Consider the following 1140-nt stretch of genomic DNA (forward strand, 5'->3'; position numbering starts at 1 on the left):
GTGTGGACCACCGGTCCGTCCTACCTGGCCAGCAACAAGCCCCTCGCCCGCCTGGTCGCGCGCCCGGTGCGCGAGTTCCTCCGCATCGAGGCCGCCGGCTCGATCCTGCTGCTCCTCGCTGCCGCTACGGCGCTGATCTGGGCCAACAGCCCGTGGGCCTCGTCGTACGACGAGTTCTGGCACACGGCGCTCAGCATCGACATCGGGGGGTTCCACCTCGAGGAGTCGCTGCAGCACTGGGTCAACGACGCCCTGATGGTCATCTTCTTCTTCGTCGTCGGGCTGGAGATCAAGTACGAGATCGTCAGCGGCGACCTGCGCGACCCCAAGACCGCCGCGCTGCCCATCGTCGCCGCCGTCGGCGGCATGCTCGTGCCGGCCGGGCTCTACCTCCTCATCGCCGGCGGCGGGGACGGCAGTGCCGGCTGGGGCATCCCGATGGCCACCGACATCGCCTTCGCGGTGGGCGTCCTGGGCCTGCTCGGCAGGCGCATCCCGTCGGCCGCGCGGCTCTTCCTGCTGACCCTGGCGATCGTCGACGACATCGGCGCGATCATCGTGATCGCCGTCTTCTACACCGAGCAGCTGCACCTGGAGTGGCTCGCCCTCGCGCTCCTGCTGCTCGGCGCCATGGTGGCGCTGCGGGTCCTGCGGGTCTGGTCGGTGTGGGTCTACGTCGTGCTCGGCTTCCTCGTGTGGTTCGCGGTGTTCGAGTCGGGTGTGCACGCGACCCTGGCCGGCGTCGCGATCGGCCTGATCACCCCGGCCACCGCCCTGCTCAAGGAGGACGTGGCCCGCGGTTATGCCCAGAAGGCCCTGGAGGACCGGCGACTCGACCCGGACGAGCTGAGCCGGCTGCGCTTCCTGCTCGGGGAGTCGGTGCCGGTGGTCGAGCGGCTCCAGACCAAGCTGCACCCGCTGTCGTCGTACGTCGTGCTGCCGGTCTTCGCGCTGGCCAACGCGGGCGTGGCGCTCGGTGGCGGGGCGCTCGGCGACGCGCTGACGTCGGCGGTCGGGCTCGGCATCGGCGTGGGCCTGGTGGTCGGGAAGCCGGTCGGCATCCTGCTGGCCTGCTTCCTCGCCGTACGACTGGGGCTGGGCCGGCTCCCCGACGACACCACGTGGTCGATGGTGCTGGGC

The 1140-nt window shown here is 71.1% G+C and carries 1 protein-coding gene; it reads left to right on the top strand.

Annotated features, from left to right (window positions below):
- Nucleotides 1-1140: Na+/H+ antiporter NhaA (gene nhaA / locus ACXJKL_RS21385; RefSeq protein WP_457209001.1), on the top strand; the 1140-nt coding region annotated here is incomplete at both ends.

The sequence above is a fragment of the Nocardioides sp. P5_C9_2 genome, from assembly GCF_054049555.1.